9 protein-coding genes, 2 tRNA genes and 2 rRNA genes are annotated in these 19,150 nt (G+C 58.2%); 12 read left to right on the forward strand and 1 reads right to left on the reverse strand.

Annotated features, from left to right (window positions below):
* Nucleotides 1–54 precede the first annotated feature (54 nt).
* The 10 genes from LOY56_RS03245 (at nt 55) to LOY56_RS03290 (ending at nt 15,493) form a co-directional block, all read left to right on the forward strand.
* Nucleotides 55–131 (forward strand) — tRNA-Ile (locus LOY56_RS03245).
* A gap of 30 nt (nt 132–161) precedes the next feature.
* A tRNA-Ala gene (locus LOY56_RS03250) sits at nt 162–237 on the forward strand.
* Nucleotides 238–472: 235 nt separating this feature from the next.
* Nucleotides 473–3,364, forward strand: a 23S ribosomal RNA gene (locus tag LOY56_RS03255).
* 148 nt (nt 3,365–3,512) lie between these two features.
* A 5S ribosomal RNA gene (rrf, locus tag LOY56_RS03260) occupies nt 3,513–3,628 on the forward strand.
* A 155-nt stretch (nt 3,629–3,783) separates the two neighbouring features.
* A complete protein-coding gene (recC, locus tag LOY56_RS03265; RefSeq protein ID WP_258619867.1) occupies nt 3,784–7,236 on the forward strand; it encodes an exodeoxyribonuclease V subunit gamma in 3,453 nt (1,150 codons plus the stop codon).
* Nucleotides 7,233–10,922 (forward strand): exodeoxyribonuclease V subunit beta, encoded by a 3,690-nt coding sequence (gene recB / locus LOY56_RS03270; RefSeq protein WP_258619869.1) that lies wholly within the window; start codon nt 7,233–7,235, stop codon nt 10,920–10,922. Before recC ends, recB begins: the two co-directional genes overlap by 4 nt.
* Entirely contained in the window at nt 10,919–13,027 is a 2,109-nt protein-coding gene (gene recD, locus LOY56_RS03275) for an exodeoxyribonuclease V subunit alpha (RefSeq protein WP_258619872.1), read from the forward strand. Before recB ends, recD begins: the two co-directional genes overlap by 4 nt.
* A gap of 116 nt (nt 13,028–13,143) precedes the next feature.
* On the forward strand, nt 13,144–13,719 hold the full coding sequence (locus LOY56_RS03280; protein WP_258619873.1) for a YfiR family protein: 576 nt from the start codon (nt 13,144–13,146) through the stop codon (nt 13,717–13,719).
* A complete protein-coding gene (locus tag LOY56_RS03285; RefSeq protein WP_258619875.1) occupies nt 13,716–14,984 on the forward strand; it encodes a diguanylate cyclase domain-containing protein in 1,269 nt (422 codons plus the stop codon). Before LOY56_RS03280 ends, LOY56_RS03285 begins: the two co-directional genes overlap by 4 nt.
* A 44-nt stretch (nt 14,985–15,028) precedes the next feature.
* Nucleotides 15,029–15,493 (forward strand): OmpA family protein, encoded by a 465-nt coding sequence (locus LOY56_RS03290; RefSeq protein ID WP_258622561.1) that lies wholly within the window; start codon nt 15,029–15,031, stop codon nt 15,491–15,493.
* Here LOY56_RS03290 and LOY56_RS03295 read toward each other — a convergent pair.
* Nucleotides 15,490–16,437, reverse strand: a complete 948-nt coding sequence (locus LOY56_RS03295) for a LysR family transcriptional regulator (protein WP_258619878.1) — start codon at nt 16,435–16,437, stop codon at nt 15,490–15,492. The two genes, LOY56_RS03290 and LOY56_RS03295, sit on opposite strands and share 4 nt — an antisense overlap.
* Before the next feature lie 161 nt (nt 16,438–16,598).
* Here LOY56_RS03295 and LOY56_RS03300 point away from each other — a divergent pair, with 161 nt between their 5' ends.
* Nucleotides 16,599–18,116, forward strand: coding sequence for a CoA-acylating methylmalonate-semialdehyde dehydrogenase (locus LOY56_RS03300; protein WP_258619879.1), 1,518 nt, complete (start codon nt 16,599–16,601; stop codon nt 18,114–18,116).
* 10 nt (nt 18,117–18,126) lie between these two features.
* A complete protein-coding gene (gene mmsB, locus LOY56_RS03305; RefSeq protein WP_030128141.1) occupies nt 18,127–19,014 on the forward strand; it encodes a 3-hydroxyisobutyrate dehydrogenase in 888 nt (295 codons plus the stop codon).
* Nucleotides 19,015–19,150 lie beyond the last annotated feature (136 nt).

Here is a 19,150-nt window from a genome sequence, read left to right on the forward strand (position 1 = left end):
CCCACACGAATTGCTTGATTCATTGAAGAAGACGATAAGAAGCAGCCCGAAATTGGGTCTGTAGCTCAGTTGGTTAGAGCGCACCCCTGATAAGGGTGAGGTCGGCAGTTCGAATCTGCCCAGACCCACCAATTTTGTGTGGGAAACGCCTGTAGAAATACGGGGCCATAGCTCAGCTGGGAGAGCGCCTGCCTTGCACGCAGGAGGTCAACGGTTCGATCCCGTTTGGCTCCACCACTACTGCTTCTGTTTGTTGAAAGCTTAGAAATGAGCATTCCACCAAGACGGTGTTGAATGTTGATTTCTAGTCTTTGATTAGATCGTTCTTTAAAAATTTGGGTATGTGATAGAAAGATAGACTGGATGGCACTTTCACTGGTGTTGTTCAGGCTAAGGTAAAATTTGTGAGTTTAATCGCGAATTTTCGGCGAATGTCGTCTTCACAGTATAACCAGATTGCTTGGGGTTATATGGTCAAGTGAAGAAGCGCATACGGTGGATGCCTTGGCAGTCAGAGGCGATGAAAGACGTGGTAGCCTGCGAAAAGCTTCGGGGAGTCGGCAAACAGACTTTGATCCGGAGATGTCTGAATGGGGGAACCCACCTAACATAAGTTAGGTATCTTAAGCTGAATACATAGGCTTAAGAAGCGAACCAGGGGAACTGAAACATCTAAGTACCCTGAGGAAAAGAAATCAACCGAGATTCCCTTAGTAGTGGCGAGCGAACGGGGACTAGCCCTTAAGTGGCTTTGAGATTAGCGGAACGCTCTGGAAAGTGCGGCCATAGTGGGTGATAGCCCTGTACGCGAAAATCTCTTAGTCATGAAATCGAGTAGGACGGAGCACGAGAAACTTTGTCTGAATATGGGGGGACCATCCTCCAAGGCTAAATACTACTGACTGACCGATAGTGAACTAGTACCGTGAGGGAAAGGCGAAAAGAACCCCGGAGAGGGGAGTGAAATAGATCCTGAAACCGTATGCGTACAAGCAGTGGGAGCCCACTTTGTTGGGTGACTGCGTACCTTTTGTATAATGGGTCAGCGACTTATTTTCAGTGGCGAGCTTAACCGAATAGGGGAGGCGTAGCGAAAGCGAGTCTTAATAGGGCGTCTAGTCGCTGGGAATAGACCCGAAACCGGGCGATCTATCCATGGGCAGGTTGAAGGTTGGGTAACACTAACTGGAGGACCGAACCGACTACCGTTGAAAAGTTAGCGGATGACCTGTGGATCGGAGTGAAAGGCTAATCAAGCTCGGAGATAGCTGGTTCTCCTCGAAAGCTATTTAGGTAGCGCCTCATGTATCACTGTAGGGGGTAGAGCACTGTTTCGGCTAGGGGGTCATCCCGACTTACCAAACCGATGCAAACTCCGAATACCTACAAGTGCCGAGCATGGGAGACACACGGCGGGTGCTAACGTCCGTCGTGAAAAGGGAAACAACCCAGACCGTCAGCTAAGGTCCCAAAGTTATGGTTAAGTGGGAAACGATGTGGGAAGGCTTAGACAGCTAGGAGGTTGGCTTAGAAGCAGCCACCCTTTAAAGAAAGCGTAATAGCTCACTAGTCGAGTCGGCCTGCGCGGAAGATGTAACGGGGCTCAAACCATACACCGAAGCTACGGGTATCACTTAGGTGATGCGGTAGAGGAGCGTTCTGTAAGCCTGTGAAGGTGAGTTGAGAAGCTTGCTGGAGGTATCAGAAGTGCGAATGCTGACATGAGTAACGACAATGGGTGTGAAAAACACCCACGCCGAAAGACCAAGGTTTCCTGCGCAACGTTAATCGACGCAGGGTTAGTCGGTCCCTAAGGCGAGGCTGAAAAGCGTAGTCGATGGAAAACAGGTTAATATTCCTGTACTTCTGGTTATTGCGATGGAGGGACGGAGAAGGCTAGGCCAGCTTGGCGTTGGTTGTCCAAGTTTAAGGTGGTAGGCTGGAATCTTAGGTAAATCCGGGATTCTAAGGCCGAGAGCTGATGACGAGTGTTCTTTTAGAACACGAAGTGGTTGATGCCATGCTTCCAAGAAAAGCTTCTAAGCTTCAGGTAACCAGGAACCGTACCCCAAACCGACACAGGTGGTTGGGTAGAGAATACCAAGGCGCTTGAGAGAACTCGGGTGAAGGAACTAGGCAAAATGGCACCGTAACTTCGGGAGAAGGTGCGCCGGTGAGGGTGAAGCATTTACTGCGTAAGCCCATGCCGGTCGAAGATACCAGGCCGCTGCGACTGTTTATTAAAAACACAGCACTCTGCAAACACGAAAGTGGACGTATAGGGTGTGACGCCTGCCCGGTGCCGGAAGGTTAATTGATGGGGTTAGCTAACGCGAAGCTCTTGATCGAAGCCCCGGTAAACGGCGGCCGTAACTATAACGGTCCTAAGGTAGCGAAATTCCTTGTCGGGTAAGTTCCGACCTGCACGAATGGCGTAACGATGGCGGCGCTGTCTCCACCCGAGACTCAGTGAAATTGAAATCGCTGTGAAGATGCAGTGTATCCGCGGCTAGACGGAAAGACCCCGTGAACCTTTACTATAGCTTTGCACTGGACTTTGAATTTGCTTGTGTAGGATAGGTGGGAGGCTTTGAAGCGTGGACGCCAGTTCGCGTGGAGCCAACCTTGAAATACCACCCTGGCAACTTTGAGGTTCTAACTCAGGTCCGTTATCCGGATCGAGGACAGTGTATGGTGGGTAGTTTGACTGGGGCGGTCTCCTCCTAAAGAGTAACGGAGGAGTACGAAGGTGCGCTCAGACCGGTCGGAAATCGGTCGTAGAGTATAAAGGCAAAAGCGCGCTTGACTGCGAGACAGACACGTCGAGCAGGTACGAAAGTAGGTCTTAGTGATCCGGTGGTTCTGTATGGAAGGGCCATCGCTCAACGGATAAAAGGTACTCCGGGGATAACAGGCTGATACCGCCCAAGAGTTCATATCGACGGCGGTGTTTGGCACCTCGATGTCGGCTCATCACATCCTGGGGCTGAAGCCGGTCCCAAGGGTATGGCTGTTCGCCATTTAAAGTGGTACGCGAGCTGGGTTTAGAACGTCGTGAGACAGTTCGGTCCCTATCTGCCGTGGACGTTTGAGATTTGAGAGGGGCTGCTCCTAGTACGAGAGGACCGGAGTGGACGAACCTCTGGTGTTCCGGTTGTCACGCCAGTGGCATTGCCGGGTAGCTATGTTCGGAATAGATAACCGCTGAAAGCATCTAAGCGGGAAACTAGCCTCAAGATGAGATCTCACTGGGACCTTGAGTCCCCTGAAGGGCCGTCGAAGACTACGACGTTGATAGGTTGGGTGTGTAAGCGCTGTGAGGCGTTGAGCTAACCAATACTAATTGCCCGTGAGGCTTGACCATATAACACCCAAGCAATTTGCGTCGAAAGGCCAGATTGCGGTGTGTGAAGACGCAACGAACCGAAAGTTCGAGAAACAAACACACAAATCTATTACATACCCAATTTGCTGAAGCGAGGCCAGCTGGTCACGACTCAGTACCCGAATTTCTTGACGACCATAGAGCATTGGAACCACCTGATCCCATCCCGAACTCAGCAGTGAAACGATGCATCGCCGATGGTAGTGTGGGGTTTCCCCATGTGAGAGTAGGTCATCGTCAAGATTGAATTCCGAAACCCCTATCTGCGTCTGCAGGTAGGGGTTTTGTTTTGTCCGCAGGAAAGTTCGTACAGCATTATCGGACCGCTCCTGGCTGTCACAGTCTGACGACAGTGCTAAGGTTCGGACCTAGCTTTTGTATTTCCCAAGGAAGCCTTTATGCCGGACGCTACGTCCCTCAGTGCTGGTTTTATGGTGGTTCACGGCAACCGCCTGGACGAGTTGCGTAGCCTAGTGGTCAGCTGGATGCGGCGCTACCCGTTGGCTCCCTTGGAAAATGAAATCGCCCTGGTACAGAGTAACGGCATCGCCCAATGGCTGAAGCTGGCACTGGCCGAAGACCCCGAAGATGACGACATGGGTGGCTGCGGAATCGCCGCTGCCATCGACGTGCAGTTACCGGGCAGCTTCATGTGGCAGCTCTATCGCATGGTACTGGGACGTGACGAAATCCCGGTCAAATCCCTGCTGGATAAAGCCCCGCTGACTTGGCGTCTGATGCGCCTGCTACCACAGTTGATCAACCAACCGCACTTCGAACCCCTGCAGCGCTTTCTTACCAATGACACCGACTTACGTAAACGCTATCAATTGGCGGAGCGATTGGCGGATCTGTTCGACCAATATCAGGTCTACCGTGCCGACTGGCTCGAAGACTGGGCAGAAGGTCGCCATCAGTTACGAAATGGCAGAGGCGAAGCCAAAGCCCTGACCCCGACCAACTGCTGGCAGGCGGAGCTGTGGCGTGCGCTGTTGCTGGATGTCGGTGAACAAGGCATGGCGCAAAGCCGCGCAGGCGTGCACCAACGCTTTATCGAGCGCATCAATAGCCTCGACGTGGCGCCCAGTGGTTTGCCGTCACGGGTGATCGTTTTCGGGATTTCTTCACTGCCTGCTCAAGCCCTGGAAGCGCTTGCCGGGCTGGCTCGATTCAGCCAGGTCTTGCTGTGCGTACACAACCCATGCCGTCACCATTGGGCGGACATCGTCGCCGATAAAGATCTGTTACGACATCAGTACAAGCGTCAGGCTCGCAAGAGCGGCATGCCAGTTGTGCTTGACTCGCAAACACTCCATCAGCATGCCCACCCGCTACTGGCAGCGTGGGGTAAGCAGGGGCGGGACTACATAAACCTGCTCGACAGCTACGACGATCCTAATAGCTATCGCTCGGCATTTCGTGACGGTCGCATCGACCTTTTCAGCGAAAACCAGCCACAGAACATGCTCAATCAGTTGCAGGACGATATCCTGGAATTGCGTCCCCTGAACGAGACTCGCGAGCATTGGACTGCTGTCGATCTGAGTAAGGATGAATCGATTCGTTTTCACATCGCTCATAGCGCTCAACGCGAAGTGGAGATACTCCATGATCAGTTGCTCGCGCGATTCAGTGCTGACCCAGACCTGAGGCCTCGCGACGTAATCGTGATGGTCCCGGACATTGACAGTTATGCCCCGCACATCCGTGCTGTCTTTGGTCAGCTTGATCGCTTTGATCCGCGCTTCATCCCTTTCACTCTTGCGGATCAAGGCCAGCGCGGCCGGGATCCGCTATTGATCGCTGTCGAGCATTTGCTAAAACTGCCCGATAGTCGCTTCCCCGTCAGCGAAATCCTCGATCTGTTGGACGTTCCGGCATTACGCGCTCGGTTTGGCGTAGAGGAACGTGACCTACCGACCTTGCATCGCTGGATTGAAGGCGCGGGCATCCGCTGGGGGATGAACGCCGAGCAGCGCGCGGGTCTGGGCCTGCCTGATGAACTGGAGCAAAACAGTTGGCGTTTCGGTTTGCGACGGATGCTGCTGGGTTATGCCGTGGGCAGCGCCAGTGCCTGCGAGGGGATCGAACCCTACGACGAGATTGGTGGTCTGGATGCCGCACTCATAGGTCCTTTGGTCGCACTGCTGGATGCGCTGGAAATTGCCCACCGGGAGCTCACTCAACCTGCAGCGCCCAAACAATGGGGCTCGCGGTTGCAAGCTTTGGTGCAGTTATTCTTCCTGGCCAGCAACGAGCATGACGACTATTTGTTGGCCCGACTTGAAGAGTTGCGCGAGACCTGGCTTGAGACCTGCGAGTCCGTAGGTTTGCAGGATGAGTTACCGCTGACCGTAGTGCGGGAAGCCTGGCTGGCGGGTCTCGACCAAGGTCGCCTGTCCCAGCGTTTCCTCGCCGGGGCCGTTAACTTCTGTACCTTGATGCCCATGCGAGCGATCCCCTTCAAACTGGTCTGCCTGCTTGGCATGAATGACGGCGATTACCCTCGCGCGCAACCGCCGCTGGATTTCGACCTGATGGGCAGTGACTACCGTCCCGGCGATCGTTCCCGACGCGAGGATGATCGCTATCTGTTGCTGGAAGCATTGTTGTCGGCACGCGACCAACTCTATATCAGCTGGGTCGGCCGCAGTATTCGGGACAACAGCGAGCGTCCTGCTTCGGTGTTGATAGGGCAGTTGCGTGACCATCTCGGCAGCGGCTGGCGACTGCACGATGACAATGATGACCTGCTTGAGTCCATGACTCAGGAACACCCGCTGCAACCTTTCAGCGCTCGCTACTTTCACGAAGGCGATGATCTATTCAGCTACGCCAGCGAGTGGCAGGTTCTTCATCAAGCCGGTGATCTGGCGACTGATATCGAAGTACTTGAACCCTACGTCCAGGACGAACCACTGAGCCTGGGTCAACTGCAGGATTTTCTGCGCAACCCTGTACGACATTTCTTCAGTCAGCGGCTCAAAGTGTTCTTCGAGGCTGCCGAAGTGCCTTTGGCAGATGAAGAGCCATTTGTACTCGACGCGCTGCAACGCTATAGCCTCAGCGACAGCTTGCTCGAAGCGGCGCTGGGGCAATTGGAGCAAACCGATCAGGTACTGGAGGCGCAGGCAAAACGCCTGCAAAACAGCGGGCTTTTGCCCATGGCCGGTTTTGGCGAATGCCTGCAGCGAGAGTTGATCGAACCGCTGCCGGATCTGTTGCAGCGCTATCGGCAGCTTCTGGCGTTATGGCCGACCCCGCTCACGAGCGCGTTGCCGGTGAGTTTGGAGCTGCACGGGCTGCGCCTGGAGGGCTGGCTCAGTGGCCTGCATCAACGCGCGGATGGCGGGTTGTTGTCGGTGACTACGATCCCCAACAGTATCGGTTCGACCAAGACCCGAAAGTGGCATCGGTTGACGCGACCTTGGGTCAATCACCTGGTTGCCTGTGCCAGCGGCATGCCGATGACAACTGCATTGGTGGCCAGCGACGACAGTTTGCTGCTCGGTCCGATAGAGGAGGCCGCAGCATCCCGGGTTTTGGGCGATCTGTTGTTGGCCTGGCAAACGGGCATGCGCCAGCCGCTGCCGATTGCAGTAAAAACAGCGTTCGCCTGGCTCGCTCAAACCGATCCGGCCAAAGCTGACGCCGCTGCTCGCAAGGCCTATGAAGGTGATGGCCAGACCACTGACGGCGAGCGCCGCGAAAGCCCGGCGCTCACTCGGCAATACGCCGATTACGATGCACTGATTGCCGACGAGACCTTCCCCGATTGGTGCAACGCTTTGTATAGGCCGCTGTTTGAGGCCTCCTGGCGTTCATCGACCAGCGAGGAGGCGCGCTCATGACCACGAAAACTCCGCTGGCCCTGGCATTCCCGCTACGTGGCAGCCAGCTGATTGAGGCCAGCGCCGGGACCGGCAAGACCTTCACCATTTCTGCGCTGTACTTGCGTCTGGTCCTTGGCCACGGCGGCGAGTCGAGTGGTTTTGGCCGTGAATTGCTGCCGCCGCAAATCCTCGTGGTGACCTTCACCGATGCCGCGACCAAAGAGCTGCGCGAACGTATTCGCACACGGCTGGCTGAAGCCGCACGGTTTTTCCGCGATGAGACACCGGCTCCGGATCGCCTCATTGCCGAGTTGCGCGAGCAGTACCTCCCCGAACAGTGGTCCGGTTGTGCAAACCGCCTGGACATCGCCGCCCAGTGGATGGATGAAGCGGCGGTATCGACCATCCACAGTTGGTGCCAGCGCATGTTGCGCGAACATGCGTTCGACAGTGGCAGCCTGTTCACCCAGACCCTGGAAACCGATCACAGCGATTTGCTCGGCGAAGTCCTGCGCGACTACTGGCGACTGTTCTGCTATCCAATGCAAGGCGATGCGTTGAACTGGGTTCGCGGCAATTGGGGCGGCCCTGCGGCGTTGCTGCCACGAGTGCGTGGGTTGTTCGCCAGCGAGCGTGACAGCGTTGAAGGTAAAGAGCCTGCCGAGTTGATTGCCGAGTGCCTGCAGGAGCGACGGGCTGCTTTGCTCGAACTCAAGATGCCCTGGCGCCAATGGGCGGATGAGTTGCTTGCCATCTGTCACCAAGGCGTCGCGAGCAAGAGCGTCGATGGCCGCAAGATGCAGCCGCGCTACTTTGAACCTTGGTTCGAGAAACTTCGAGCCTGGGCCGAAGACGAATCTCTTGAGCAGTTGGACATTGGCACCGGCTTCACTCGCCTGACTCCCGATGGCATGGCTGAAGCCTGGAAGGGTGAAGCCCCCCGTCATCCCGGTCTCGATGCAATGCCCGGTCTCAAGACCAGTCTCGATGGGTTGCCGACCCCCGATGCCGCCGTGCTGCAACACGCCGCTCACTGGGTGGGTGCACGGTTCGAGGAAGAAAAGCGTCGCCGCGCGGAAATGGGCTTCGATGACATGCTGCTGCGCCTCGATGCGGCTTTGCAGTCCGAAGGCGGTGAGCGCCTGGCAACACTGATCCGCGAGCAGTTCCCGGTCGCGTTGATCGACGAATTCCAGGACACCGACCCGGTGCAGTATCGAATCTTCGAGAGCATTTATCGCATCGAAGACAACAATCCTGAAACCGGTCTGTTTCTGATCGGTGACCCGAAGCAGGCGATCTATGCCTTCCGCGGGGCCGACATCTATACCTACCTGCGCGCTCGCCAGGCCACCACTGGCCGCCTGCATACCCTAGGCACCAACTTCCGCTCCAGTCATGGCATGGTCAGTGCGGTAAACCATGTGTTCGAGCGCGCCGAATCTCGTGAGCAGGGGCGCGGAGCATTCCTGTTTCGTGAGAAAAATGGCGAGAATCCGGTACCTTTCCTGCCCGTAGAATCCCAAGGGCGCAAAGAAGTCCTGCAGATTGATGGTCAGGTTGTACCGGCCCTGAACATCTGGCACCTGTCCGCCGATCAGCCACTGACTGGCGCGGTGTATCGACAACAATTGGCCGCTGCCTGCGCCAGTGAAATAACGGCGTTACTCAATGGTGGTCAACAAGGCCGTGCGGGCTTCATACAGGACGGTAAGGACTTCAACGGTCTACTGCCATCGGATATCGCAATTCTGGTGCGCGACGGCAAAGAGGCCCAGGCCGTGCGTGGCGAACTTTCAGCCCGCGGCGTGCGCAGTGTTTACCTGTCAGACAAGGACTCAGTGTTCGCCGCGCAGGAGGCCCATGACCTGCTGACCTGGCTCAAGGCGTGTGCCGAGCCGGATGTCGAGCGTCCCCTCCGTGCCGCTCTTGCCTGCATCACACTGAACCTTTCGCTGGCTGAGCTGGAACGGCTGAATCAGGACGAACTGGCCTGGGAAGCACGGGTCATGCAGTTCCGCGGTTATCGCGAGCTCTGGCGCAAGCAGGGCGTGCTGCCAATGTTGCGGCGTTTGTTGCACGACTTCCAACTGCCCCAGGCGTTGATCGCGCGTAACGATGGCGAGCGAGTATTGACCAACCTGCTGCACCTGTCCGAGCTGCTGCAGCAGGCCTGCGCCGAACTCGATGGCGAGCAAGCCTTGATCCGTCATTTGTCCGAGCATCTGGCATTGTCCGGTCAGGCTGGCGAAGAACAGATCCTGCGCCTGGAAAGCGACGAGCAACTGGTCAAGGTTGTGACCATCCACAAATCCAAAGGGCTTGAATATCCATTGGTGTTTCTGCCGTTCATCTGCTCGGCAAAACCGGTGGACGGCAGCCGTTTGCCGTTGCATTACCACGACGCGACGGGCAAGGCTCAAGTGAGCTTGAAGCCGACGCCCGAGTTGGTCGCCCAGGCTGATGATGAGCGCTTGGCCGAGGACCTTCGGCTGCTCTATGTCGCCCTCACCCGGGCACAACATGCTTGTTGGGTCGGTGTGACGGACCTCAAGCGCGGCAATAACAACGGCTCGGTTCTGCACCTTTCAGCATTGGGTTATCTGCTGGGCGGTGGTGCGCCATTGGCCGAGTCGGCAGGGTTGCGGCGTTGGCTGGAAGATTTGCAGCAGGACTGCCCGGCGCTGAACTACGGTGAAATGCCTGAAGCGAGCGCCGAGCATTACCATCCGCCGCGCAATGAAGCGACCTTGCTTGCGCCGCTGATACCCAAGCGCAAGGCCAGCGAAAACTGGTGGATCGCCTCCTACAGCGCCTTGCGCATTGGCGACAGTCTGAGCGTGGGAAGTGACGAAGCTCCAGAGAGCCCGCAAGCACAAAAGCTTTTTGACGACGAACGTCTCGATCCGCAAGCGCCGCGAGAAGTGATTGCTGGCGGGGCTGATATCCATCGATTCCCTCGCGGGCCGAACCCCGGCACTTTTCTCCATGGATTGCTTGAGTGGGCCGGTGACGAAGGTTTTACCGCTGCACCACAGACTGTGGAAGACGCCATCGCCCGCCGCTGCAATCGCCGTGGCTGGGAAGGCTGGATCACGACGTTGAGTGATTGGCTGCAGCACTTGCTCAAATCCCCGCTGCACATCGGCGGCGGGCAGCCACCGGTGGTGTTCGAGCAGTTGACCCAATACCGGGTCGAGATGGAGTTCTGGTTCGCCAGCCACAAAGTCGATGTGCTCAAACTCGATGAACTGGTACGCCAATACACCCACAACGGCGTGGCCAGGGTGGCCGCCGAACCGGTGCTGCTCAATGGCATGTTCAAAGGCTTCATCGACCTGACGTTCGAGCACGATGGTCGTTATTACGTCGCCGACTACAAATCCAACTGGCTGGGCATCGATGATGCGGCCTATACCGAGCAGGCCATGGAGCAGTCGATTCTCGATAACCGTTACGACCTGCAATATGTGTTGTACCTGCTCGCCTTGCATCGCCAGCTCAAGGCACGGCTGGTCGATTACGATTACGACCGGCATGTCGGTGGGGCGTTGTATTTGTTCCTTCGCGGTACTCGCGCGGCCAGCCAGGGCGTGTATTTCGCCCGTCCGCCACGGGAGCTGATCGAGCGTCTGGACCGGTTGTTCCAGGGCAAGCCAGAGCCCAAGGCCGAACCCGCCTGGGAACAGGGAGTACTGCTATGAGTCGCACCTTCGCCGATTTGCTGCCCACGCCATTGGCGGCCGAAAGTCTGGCGGATCTGGCCCCCCTGAGCCGCGCAGATGACTTGTTGCTGCTGCTCACGCGCTGGGTCGAACGCGGTTGGCTGCGGGCGCTGGACAAGGCCTTCGTGGCCTTTCTCCACGAACTCGCCCCCGACGATGATCCACTGGTGCTGCTGGCCGCCGCGTTGACCAGTCACCAGTTGGGCCACGGCCATGTTTGCCTGGATCTGTTCGAAACGCTGAAAGAGCCGGACTTCGCTCTGTCGCTGCCGCCGGAAGGTGATCTGCAAGGTGGCGCGATGTTGCTGCCGTCGCAATTGCTTGAGGCGCTGGAGGGTGCTCATTGGTGCAAGGTCCTGGCGTCCAGCACTCTGGTGGCTCTGGCCGTCGACGGGCGTGAAGCCGCGCAGCACCGGCCGTTGGTGCTGTCGGGTAAACGCCTGTACTTGCGTCGCTACTGGGCTTACGAACGGCGTATCGATAACTCCCTGCTCCAGCGCCTGGCTGCACACGAAACAACACCGAGTGATTTGCCCCAACGCCTGACCGGCCTGTTCGGCCCAGCCAGGCCTGATGAAGTGATCGACTGGCAGAAGCTCGCTTGCGCCCTGGCTACCCGTAGCGCATTCAGCATCGTCACCGGCGGCCCGGGAACCGGTAAAACCACCACGGTCGTGCGCTTGCTCGCATTGCTCCAGGCGCCCGCGATCGAGGCCGGAAAACCGCTGCGCATTCGTCTCGCGGCACCCACTGGTAAAGCTGCCGCACGATTGACCGAGTCCATCAGCCAACAGGTTCAAACCCTGGAAGTTGCTGAAACAGTGAGGGAGAAGATCCCATCGGATGTGACCACCGTGCACCGTTTGCTCGGCAGTCGTCCCGGCACCCGGCATTTCCGGCACCACGCCGGCAATCGCTTGCCGCTGGATGTATTGGTGGTGGATGAAGCCTCAATGATTGACCTGGAAATGATGGCCAATCTGCTCGACGCATTGCCGGCCCATGCCCGTCTGGTGCTGCTCGGTGACAAGGATCAATTGGCGTCGGTAGAAGCCGGTGCCGTCCTGGGCGATCTGTGCCGCGATGCCGAAGCGGGTTGGTACAGCCCGCAGACACGCCAGTGGCTGGAGGCAGTCAGCGGTGAAAATCTCCGTAGCAGCGGTTTGCACGAAGACATCAACGGAGCGCATCCCCTGGCTCAGCAAGTCGTGATGCTGCGTCACTCTCGGCGCTTCGGTGAGGGCAGCGGCATTGGCCAGTTGGCCCGTTGGGTCAACCAGCAGCAACCGGAGGAAGCCCGCAAGTTATTGGCGGCTGGAAGCCATGGTGACGTATTTTCCCTACCCCTCAAAGGTGAGCAGGACCGGGCGCTGGAGCGGTTGTTGCTCGAAGGCCATGACGAGGGGCCGCAAGGTTATCGGCATTATCTGAGTCTTTTGCGCAGTCAGCGGCCATCGCTCGGCAGCTCACTCGACGATCCGTGCTGGACCGATTGGGCTCGCAGGGTGCTGCAAGCTTTCGACGCCTTCCAGCTATTGTGCGCGGTACGCAAAGGGCCTTGGGGGGTGGAAGGCTTGAATCAGCGAGTGACCGACGCGCTGCTCAAGGCTCGGCTGATCGACAGCGACCACCAGTGGTACGAAGGTCGACCCGTGCTGATGACTCGCAACGACTATGGCCTGGGTTTGATGAACGGCGATATTGGCATTGCCCTCAAGCTGCCGGAACGTGAGGGCCCTGATGCTGGACGGCAAGTACTGCGTGTTGCCTTCCCGCGCAACGATGGCCAAGGCGGTGTGCGCTTCGTCCTGCCAAGTCGGCTGAACGATGTCGACACCGTGTACGCCATGACCGTACACAAATCCCAGGGTTCGGAGTTTGCCCATACGGCGCTGATTCTGCCGGACGCCCTGAACCCTGTGCTCACCAAAGAACTGATCTATACCGGAATAACCCGGGCCAAACACTGGTTCACCCTGATTGAGCCTCGCGTCGGCGTATTCGAAGACGCTGTGCGACGCAAGGTCAAGCGTTTGAGCGGGCTGATGCTGGAGCTGGAAGAGGGGATTGAGCCGGGCCACTGAAAAGGGGCGCAGACGACGGCATCTGTCCGAAGTGCCGTGGTGCGTGGCCTCGCTGGTGTTTCGGTGCTGTGCTATCGTTGCGGCATCATTTCGTTGCGATCGAAGAGAATCCCTGCATGAAGGTGGCTGTCTGGGCGACGGAGCGCGTTGTTGGCTGCAAGCAAGTGCTGCTTGCCGGCCTTCTCTGTTTGTTGACGGGAGTTGCCTTCGCTCAGCCGGAAACCGCCCTGAGCAAGGCCGACCAGCGTGCCAGATCGGTCACTCAGGTGGTGCTCGGGATCCTCAGTTATGCCCGGTGGCCTGTTGAGCCTCAACAGTTGCGTCTGTGTGTGGTCGGCCCTACCGAGTACACCGACGACCTGGTCAAGGGCGCCACCCAGGCCACTGGTCGGCCTGTCACCGTGCGACGGCTTTTGGCCGACAACCCGGCGATTGCCGGTGAGTGCGACGCGGTGTACATCGGCAAGCTGACCAGCGACGAACGTAGTCGATTATTCGCCTCGCTGACAGGACGCCCAGTGGTGAGCATCAGCGAAGGCGGCGATCAGTGCACCGTCGGCAGTCTGTTCTGTTTGCGGGTCGGCGATGAGCAAGTGTCCTTCGAGGTCAACCTCGACTCGGTCGCCCGCAGCGGTGTGCGCATTCATCCCAGTGTTCTGCAACTGTCGCGCCGCAAACCGGCGGCACCATGAGTCTATTCAAATATCGTATACGTCCGACCTTGGGGTCGGTTATCGGCCGTGGGCATTTGATCGTCGCCGTGGTGGGCGTGGCCATGGCCAGTGTTTCGTTGACCCTGCTGGGTGTTCTGGCCTTGCGGGTTTATGCCGATCACAACCTGCATCTGATCGCCCGTTCGATCAATTACACCGTGGAAGCTGCGGTGGTGTTCAACGATAAGGTCGCCGCCACTGAGGCGCTGGCGTTGATCGCGTCCACCGAAGAAGTGGCCGACGCACAGGTGATGGACGAGCAAGGCGAGTTACTTGCACATTGGCAACGAGCGGAAACGGGGCTGCTCTCCGATCTTGAAATGCAGATCGCCCGAGGGATTCTGGAAAAACCCATTAGCATGCCGATCGTCCATCAAGGTCAGGAAATCGGCAGTATCCTGCTGGTCGGGCACGGGGGCAGCCTGATGAGTTTTTTGCTCAGCGGTCTGGTGGGGATTGTCTTGTGTACCGCCGTAAGTGCCTGGGTTGCGGTCTATCTGGCGCGTCGGCAATTGCGGGGGATCACCGGGCCTTTGCGTAGCTTGGCTGCCGTGGCTCACGCCGCCCGCAGCGAGCGAGCCTTCGACCAGCGCGTGCCGCCCGCCGAGATTGCCGAACTCGACAATCTGGGCAACGACTTCAATGCCTTGCTCGATGAACTCGAATCCTGGCAGACGCACCTGCAAAACGAAAACGAAACCCTGGCCCACCAAGCCAGCCATGACAGCCTTACCGGACTGCCGAATCGAGCATTTTTCGAAGGTCGCCTGATGCGTGCCTTGCGCAATGCCAGCAAATTGGATGAGCGAGTGGCCGTGCTGTTTCTCGACAGTGACCGGTTCAAGGAGATCAACGATAACTTCGGCCACGCCGCCGGCGATGCGGTGCTGATCGCCGTGGCAACCCGGGTTCGTGCCCTGCTGCGTGAAGAGGATCTGGTTGCGCGTCTGGGCGGCGACGAGTTTGCCGTCCTGCTGACACCAATGCACAAGACCGAAGACGCCGAACGGATTGCCAACCAAATCATTGCCAGCATGGAAGCGCCAATCCCCTTGCCGGGCAGTATCCAGGTGTTGACTTCACTCAGTATTGGCATCGCCGTGTACCCCGATCATGGGGTCACACCGGGTGAGTTGCTCCATGCTGCTGACGCCGCGATGTACCAGGCCAAACGCCTTTCCCGAGGCGCGCAGCAAACGGCAGGGGCGGAGCTCCCTGTCGCCCATGTTCAAACCAGGAGCTAATTTCTGTGTTCACCTTCAATCAGCATTCGCTACGACGTTTCACAATGACCCTCTTCCTGGTCTTGCTGGCATTGACCGGTTGCCAGACGGCACCGCAAAAAGGTCTGACCCCGGCGCAGATCGCCGTACTCAAGCAGCAAGGTTTCGAAATGACTGATGATGGTTGGGCCTATGGTCTGTCGGACAAAGTGCTGTTCAGCAGTGATATCGAGCATCTCAATCCTGCCAGTACAGAGATCGTCGAACGCATTGGCAAGGCGTTATTGAGTGTGGAAATCGAGCGGGTGAGGGTCGATGGCCATACCGATGCTTCGGGCCAAGAGTCCTATAACGAACAGCTTTCCCTACGTCGCGCAAAAAGCGTCGGCAAGGTTTTGGCCACAGTCGGCATAAAAGAACAAAACATCCAACTGCGCGGTCTGGGCAGCAGTAAGCCCGTCGCCTCCAACGACACCGTGGTTGGACGCACCGAGAACCGTCGGGTGTCGATCGTGGTGAGCGCGGATTAATCGGCGAACAACATCTCCCGACTTTCCCCCATCAACAGCCCTTGATTCTGCTCGGTGACGCTACGGATGTAATCCCACAACAACGTGATCCGCTTGAGCTTGCGCAGGTCCTCCCGGCAGTACATCCAGAACTGCCGGGTAATGGTGATCTCTTGCGGCAACACCGGCAGCAATCGCGGGTCCTGAGCTGCCAGGAAGCACGGCAGAATCGCCAATGACCGTCCCTGCTGCGCCGCCACGAACTGCGCGATTACGCTGGTGCTGCGCAGATTGGCACTGGCACCGGGCAACACATTTGCCAGGTACAGCAGCTCCGAGCTGAACGCCAGATCGTCTACATAACTGATGAATTGATGCTTGCCCAAGTCTGCCGGGCGGCGGATCGGTGGGTGCTTGTTCAGATAATCCTGGGTCGCGTACAGCTGCAATTTGTAATCGCAGAGTTTGCAGCAGACATACGGGCCGTGTTCCGGCCGCTCCAGCGCGATGACGATGTCTGCCTCGCGCTTGGACAGGCTGATGAAGTGCGGCAGCGGCAGGATGTCCACCGAGATCGCCGGGTAGGCGTCGACAAAATGGCTCAGCTGCGGAGTAATGAAAAAGCTGCCGAACCCTTCAGTGCAGCCCATGCGCACATGCCCGGACAACGCCACGCCGGAGCCCGAAACCTGCTCGCAGGCCATGTGCAGAGTGCTTTCGATCGACTCGGCATAACCCAGCAGCCGCTGGCCTTCGGCAGTCAGGACGAAACCGCTGGTCCGGGACTTTTCGAACAGCAACGTGCCCAACGAAGCTTCCAGCGAACTGATGCGTCGCGACACGGTGGTGTAGTCCACCGCCAGGCGCTTGGCCGCGGTGCTGGCCTTGCGGGTGCGGGCCACCTCGAGGAAAAACTTGAGGTCATCCCAGTTCAACGAGCCTAAAGATGTGATGTTTTTTTGCATGATGGACCGGATTTTATGTGCGTTCTTATTAGAAGTTTGCACATCTATACTCCAAAAACAGTCCGACAACCAATTCGCGACACACGCCTCATCTCAAGGCGACTTTCTCGCCTTGGCTCCAAAGATAGCTCTCTAAATAAGAACAACGTCCGGAGACCAATATGAACGCATCGCTAGAAACCACCGTGCAAAAGGTCAAGTTGTTGATCGATGGCGAGTGGGTCGAATCCCAGACCACCGAATGGCACGACATCGTCAACCCGGCGACCCAGCAAGTGTTGGCCAAAGTCCCCTTCGCCACAGCCGCCGAAGTCGATGCTGCCATCAGCGCCGCCCATCGCGCCTTCCAGACTTGGAAGTTGACGCCGATCGGCGCGCGGATGCGCATCATGCTCAAGCTTCAGGCGCTGATTCGCGAACATTCCAAGCGTATTGCCGTGGTACTCAGCAACGAGCAGGGCAAAACCATTGCCGACGCTGAAGGCGATATCTTCCGTGGCCTGGAAGTGGTCGAACACGCCTGCTCCATTGGCAGCCTGCAAATGGGCGAGTTCGCCGAGAACGTCGCTGGCGGTGTCGACACCTACACCCTGCGCCAGCCGATCGGCGTTTGCGCCGGCATTACCCCGTTCAACTTCCCGGCGATGATTCCGCTGTGGATGTTCCCGATGGCCATCGCCTGCGGCAACACCTTCGTGCTCAAGCCATCCGAGCAGGATCCGATGTCGACCATGCTGTTGGTGGAACTGGCCATCGAAGCCGGCATTCCGCCGGGTGTGCTCAACGTCGTTCATGGCGGCAAGGATGTGGTGGATGCGCTTTGCACCCACAAGGATATCAAGGCTGTTTCGTTCGTCGGTTCGACCGCGGTCGGTACTCACGTCTACGACCTGGCTGGTAAACACGGCAAGCGCGTGCAATCGATGATGGGCGCCAAGAACCACGCTGTTGTGCTGCCCGATGCCAACCGCGAGCAAGCCCTCAATGCCCTGGTCGGCGCCGGTTTCGGTGCGGCGGGACAACGTTGCATGGCCACCTCGGTGGTGGTGCTGGTGGGCGCGGCCAAGCAATGGCTGCCAGACCTGAAAGCGCTGGCGCAGAAACTAAAGGTCAATGCCGGCAGCGAGCCGGGCACTGATGTTGGCCCGGTGATTTCCAAACGAGCCAAGGCGCGGATTCTTGATCTGATCGAAAGCGGCATCAAGGAAGGCGCCAAGCTGGAACTGGACGGTCGCGACATCAGCGTTCCGGGCTACGAGCAGGGCAACTTCGTCGGCCCGACCCTGTTCTCTGGCGTGACGCCCGAGATGCAGATCTACACCCAGGAAATCTTTGGCCCGGTGCTGGTGGTGCTGGAAGTTAATACCCTCGATGAGGCCATCGCTCTGGTCAACGCCAACCCATTTGGCAACGGCACGGGGTTGTTCACCCAGAGCGGTGCGGCGGCGCGTAAATTCCAGACGGAAATCGACGTTGGCCAGGTCGGCATCAACATCCCGATTCCGGTGCCGGTGCCGTTCTTCAGCTTCACCGGTTCCCGTGGTTCGAAGCTCGGCGACCTCGGTCCGTATGGCAAGCAAGTGGTGCAGTTCTACACTCAAACCAAGACCGTCACTGCGCGCTGGTTCGACGACGACAGCGTCAACGACGGTGTGAACACCACCATCCACTTGCGTTAAGGAGCCGGACATGAAAATCGCTTTTATCGGTCTCGGCAACATGGGCGCGCCGATGGCGCGCAACCTGATCAAGGCCGGCCATTCACTGCGCCTGGTCGACCTGAACAAAGCTGTGCTGGCAGAGCTCGAGCAACTGGGCGGCAGCATCAGCGCTTCGGCACGTGAAGCGGCTCAAGATGCAGAGCTGGTGATCACCATGCTGCCCGCCGCTGTGCATGTGCGCAGCGTCTGGCTGGGCGAAGACGGCGTGCTGGCCGGGATCGCCAAGGGCGTGCCCGCAGTGGATTGCAGCACCATCGATCCGCAGACGGCGCGCGACGTTGCCGCAGCGGCTGCCAAACAAGGCGTGGCGATGGCCGATGCACCGGTCTCCGGCGGTACTGGCGGTGCAGCGGCCGGGACGCTGACTTTCATGGTCGGCGCCACGCCTGAATTGTTCGCGACCCTGCAACCGGTGCTGGCGCAGATGGGCCGTAACATCGTCCACTGTGGCGAAGTCGGCACCGGGCAAATCGCCAAAATCTGCAATAACCTGCTGCTGGCAATTTCCATGGTCGGCGTCAGCGAGGCCATGGCCTTGGGCGATGCGCTGGGGATCGACACGACGGTGCTGGCGGGGATCATCAACAGTTCCACCGGGCGTTGCTGGAGTTCGGAGATGTACAACCCGTGGCCGGGCATCGTCGAAACGGCGCCGGCCTCGCGCGGGTATACCGGCGGTTTCGGTGCCGAACTGATGCTCAAGGATCTGGGGCTGGCCACTGAGGCGGCACGTCAGGCGCACCAACCGGTGGTGCTCGGCGCGGTGGCGCAACAGTTGTATCAGGCGATGAGTCAGCGTGGGGAGGGTGGTAAGGACTTCTCGGCGATTATCAACAGCTATCGCAAGCCTCAATAACGGGGCGTCCCGGGACTGTGGTGAGGGGCTTTTGTGGCGAGGGAGCTTGCTCCCGTCCGGCCGGTCCGCGCTCGGGCGAAGCAGTCGTAAGTCCTGAGCATGCGGTGTATCTGAAACACCGCATCAGCTTGTTGGG

The organism is Pseudomonas sp. B21-048, from assembly GCF_024748615.1.
In the GTDB taxonomy this organism is placed as follows: domain Bacteria; phylum Pseudomonadota; class Gammaproteobacteria; order Pseudomonadales; family Pseudomonadaceae; genus Aquipseudomonas.